This is a genomic window from Pseudomonas fluorescens (genome assembly GCF_902497895.1).
In the GTDB taxonomy this organism is placed as follows: Bacteria; Pseudomonadota; Gammaproteobacteria; order Pseudomonadales; family Pseudomonadaceae; genus Aquipseudomonas; species Aquipseudomonas fluorescens_BP.
On sequence record NZ_CABVHQ010000134.1, the window covers coordinates 1 to 4,274 of the forward strand.

4 protein-coding genes are annotated in these 4,274 nt (G+C 60.9%); all 4 read left to right on the plus strand.

Annotated elements, in window-relative coordinates; translation table 11 throughout:
- A partial coding sequence (locus F8N21_RS31215; protein WP_224788320.1) for a hypothetical protein occupies positions 1-189 on the plus strand: 189 nt, incomplete at its 5' end.
- A 200-nt stretch (positions 190-389) separates the two neighbouring features.
- Positions 390-1,874: a sensor histidine kinase gene (locus F8N21_RS29910; protein WP_150645550.1), complete on the plus strand. Its 1,485-nt coding sequence runs from the start codon at positions 390-392 to the stop codon at positions 1,872-1,874.
- Positions 1,849-3,294: a sigma-54-dependent transcriptional regulator gene (locus F8N21_RS29915; RefSeq protein WP_150645551.1), complete on the plus strand. Its 1,446-nt coding sequence runs from the start codon at positions 1,849-1,851 to the stop codon at positions 3,292-3,294. The genes F8N21_RS29910 and F8N21_RS29915 overlap by 26 nt, the downstream gene beginning before the upstream one ends.
- Positions 3,295-3,385: 91 nt before the next feature.
- The gene (gene recR / locus F8N21_RS29920) at positions 3,386-3,988 is read left to right on the plus strand and encodes a recombination mediator RecR (protein ID WP_150645552.1); all 603 of its coding nucleotides are present in this window, start codon (positions 3,386-3,388) and stop codon (positions 3,986-3,988) included.
- Positions 3,989-4,274: the final 286 nt, after the last annotated feature.

Here is a 4,274-nt window from a genome sequence, read left to right on the forward strand (position 1 = left end):
GTCGTAAAATCAGGCAACACGCTTTTTCAGGTAAACCGCGGGCACAGGATTTGCGACGACTGCGTCCTCGAACGCAGCCTCGCAGGCTCGGCAGCTGCTACGGATTCAGCCCTACGCCGTATTTCAAAGTTGTGTAGATACCTGTGCTTTCTGGGTGAGGGAATGCGGATCCGCGCGAAGCTCACCTGATCGCCCTCTATCGGATCCTCGGCACCGAACGTCGCCTCGACTGCCGAGACAAACGACAGGTCGATCCCGCGTGCGGCATCCACCAGCGCGGCGTCGGCGGTGAACCAGAACGCCTCGTCGGGGAAGTTGCCGGGAAAATGGGGGCCGACGCAGCGCTGCTCAGTGAGCTATAACCAATGCAGTACCGGGGACCCTGCACCATGCAAACACCAGAACTGAATGCCTCGCTTGACCTGGAGTCGACTAAAGCGCGGACCTTTGAGGCGCAAAAGCGTTTTAATCTGCTGGGCTGGTTTTCCTGGGTCAGCCTGATCGTCGTCGGCTCGGTGGTGGTGGGATTGGGGGTGCTCTCCACGCGATTTGTGATAGAGGAGAGTGTCCATCGCGATGCGCTGCTGACCGCCCAGTTCATCAAGACCATCGCTTCGACGGAGATGCGCCACGTCGTGTTACCTCCTGGGCTGAGCATGGGCGAGCTGCTCGATCCGCGTCAGGACCAGGCTCGCCCTGATATCAGTCCGGGATCACGGAACACTGCGCGCGGGGAGTTTCTCGATCATGTCGAGCATTTGCCAGACGTGTTGCTGGCCAACATCTATGCACCGGACCGGACGATCATCTGGTCGACCAATCCACGGTTGATAGGCCAGCGGATCACCAATGACGAAGACCTTGAAGAAGCCTTCGAGCTCAAGACCCATGTTTGCGCGAGCTATCACAGCGTCGATGCTTCCCGGGCGGAGCAGAAATTCCCGGTCGCTCCAGAGTTGTTTTTCATCGAGAACTACATCCCGCTGCTAGATGTCGGCGCAAACAAAGTCATGGCCATGGTCGAGGTCTACAAGGAACCCAGGGATCTGATTATCCGCATGACGCGCGGGCTGATACTGGTCTGGGTGGCGACGCTGCTGGGGGGCGCGCTGATCTATTTCAGTCTGTATTGGCTGATGCGCCGCGCCGCGGATCTGCTGACGGCACAGCACAAGCAACTGATCACCAATGAAACCTTCGTCGCCCTTGGCGAGATGTCCTCGGCCGTCGCCCATAGCCTGCGCAATCCGCTGGCGTCCATTCGTTCCAGTGCCGAACTGGCGCAGGAGATCGAAACCGGCCCGGCGCAGAAGAACATCACCGACATCATCAATCAGGTCGACCGCATGTCCAAATGGGTTCGCGAACTCCTGCAGTCCTTGCGCCCGCTCAATGACGAGGCCAAAGCGGTAGACTTGGTGGCCAGCGTGCGTGACAGTCTCCAGGCCTTCGAACAACAGATCGCCCGGGCTCGGGTTCAGGTGAATTTCGCACCCGGACAGGTGCCATTGATACTCAGCCAGGAGGGGTTGCTCAGCCAGATGCTCAACAGCCTGATCGGCAATGCCCTGGATGCCATGAGCACGGGCGGGGTACTGACGATCGAAGTCGAGCCGGCGGTGGATGGGCGGGTGCGAGTGACCCTGACGGATACGGGCAAAGGCATGACCCGGCACCACAAGCGCATGGCGTTCAAACCGTTTTTCACCACCAGGCAAGGTGGCCTCGGGGTTGGCCTGATGCTGGTCAAACGTGTCATGGAGCAATTCAACGGCTCGGTCAGCCTGACGAGCCGGGAACAGGAAGGAACCCGGATAAGCCTGGTTTTCAACGTGGCGGGAGGGGAGCATGGGACACAGCATACTGTTGGTTGAGGACGATCAGCTCCTTGCGGAAAATATTCAGACCTTTCTCGAGCGCAGGGAATTCGAGGTCACTGCCTGCCATTCGGCTGAAGAGGCTCTGGAATGCCTGCAGGCGTGTCAGCCTGATGTGGTGCTGACCGACAACTCGTTGCCCGGCATGAGTGGTCATGAATTGATCCAGCGCCTGCGCAGCAGCGTGCCGGATCTGAAAGTGATCATGATGACCGGCTATGGCAATGTCGAAGACGCGGTGACGGCGATGAAAGAGGGGGCCTTTCATTACCTGACCAAACCCGTGGCCCTGGCGGAGCTCAAGCTCCTGCTGGACAAGGCGCTGGCGGCCGATCGCCTGGAACGCACACTGACCTTCTATCAGGAACGTGAGGCGCAGAACTCCGGGGTGCAGGCGCTGATCGGCGATTCACCGGTGATGCTGGCGATGAAAAACACCATCGGCCAGTTGCTCGACGCGGAGCGGCGCATGGCCAGCGGCGACCTGCCGCCGGTGCTGGTGGAAGGGGATACCGGCACCGGCAAAGAACTGGTGGCCCGTGCGCTGCACTTCGACGGGCCGCGCAGCAAAGGTCCGTTCATTGAGTTCAACTGCGCCTCGATTCCCGCCAATCTTCTGGAAGCCGAATTGTTCGGCCACGAAAAAGGCGCGTTCACCGACGCCAAGGACCGGCGGATCGGTCTGGTCGAAGCCGCCGATGGCGGGACCCTGTTTCTCGATGAAATCGGCGAGATGGATCTGCTGCTGCAGGCCAAGCTGCTCAAGTTGCTGGAAGATCGGACCATCCGCCGGATCGGCGCGGTCAAGGAACGCAAGGTCGACCTGCGGATCATCAGCGCGACCAATTGCAACCTCGAACAGATGGTTCAGCAGGGCAAGTTTCGCCGCGATCTGTTTTTCCGTTTGCGCATCATTTCGATCAAGGTCCCGCGCCTGTGCGCCCGGGGCGAAGACGTGCTGACCCTGGCTCGACATTTCCTGGCCCATCATGGCAAGCGCTATGGCAAGCCCAACCTGTATTTCAGCCCCCAGGCAGAGGCGCTGATGTGCGGTTACAGCTGGCCTGGCAATGTCCGCGAACTGCGCAACATGCTTGAGCAGACGGTGTTGCTGGCATCCCACGAGAGGGTCGGGCCGAGCCAGTTGAACGTCTGCCTGAGCCTGGTCGACGAACCGCTGAATCTGCCCATGCCGCCTCAGCATCAGTCTCAGCCGCAACCCGAGTTTTACAGCCCCAGCGAGGACGTGGGGTCGATGAACCTGCCGGAAGTCGAGCGCGACATGGTCCGCAAAATGCTCGACAAGACTGACTGGAATGTCACCAAGTCGGCACGTCTGCTGGGCTTGAGTCGGGATATGCTGCGCTACCGGATTGAAAAGCTCGGGCTCGCCCGGCCGGAGAAGCGCCAATGGTGATGCCGGCTGGCGGGCAGGCAACCGGGTATTTGACGGTTAACCTGAGCGCGGGTATAAACCGCGTCTCGTTGTTTTGTCGGACCTTTGTGCCATGAGCTTCAGCCCCCTGATTCGCCAATTGATCGATGCCCTGCGCACTTTGCCGGGTGTGGGTCAGAAAACCGCCCAGCGTATGGCGCTGCAACTGCTCGAGCGCGATCGCAGCGGCGGTTCTCGACTGGCCCTGGCCCTGAGCCAGGCCATGGAAGGGGTCGGGCATTGTCGTTTGTGCCGCACGCTGACGGAAGACGATCTATGCCCGCAATGCGCCGATCCACGTCGCGACGATACGATCCTGTGCGTGGTCGAGGGTCCGATGGACGTGTACGCCGTGGAGCAGACCGGTTTTCGCGGCCGCTACTTTGTGCTCAAGGGGCACCTGTCGCCGCTGGACGGGCTCGGCCCCGAAGCCATCGGCATCCCGCAACTGCTGGCGCGGATCGAAGAGCAGGGCACGTTCAGCGAGATCATCCTCGCCACCAACCCCACGGTGGAAGGCGAAGCCACGGCGCATTACATTGCCCAGTTGCTGGCCAACAAAGGCCTGATCACCTCGCGTATCGCCCATGGCGTACCGCTGGGTGGCGAGCTGGAGCTGGTGGACGGCGGAACCCTGGCCCATTCGTTTGCCGGGCGTAAGCCGATCTCGCTCTAATCCATGCCTGCAATCCCCCCGCGTACACCTGCGATCTTGCGGGTGCCCGCAATCCCCCCGCGTATACCTGCGATCTTGCGGGTGCCCGCAATCCCCCTGTAGGAGCTGCCGCATACACTTGGGATGTGTGGGTGCCTGCAATCCCCCCGCGTACACCTGCGATCTTGCGGGTGCCCGCAATCCCCCTGTAGGAGCTGCCGCAGGCTGCGATCTTTTGATCTTGATTTTGTGGGAGCGAGCCTGCCCGCGAAGGCTCCCCCCGCGTCAACCGCCGAAAAGATCGCAG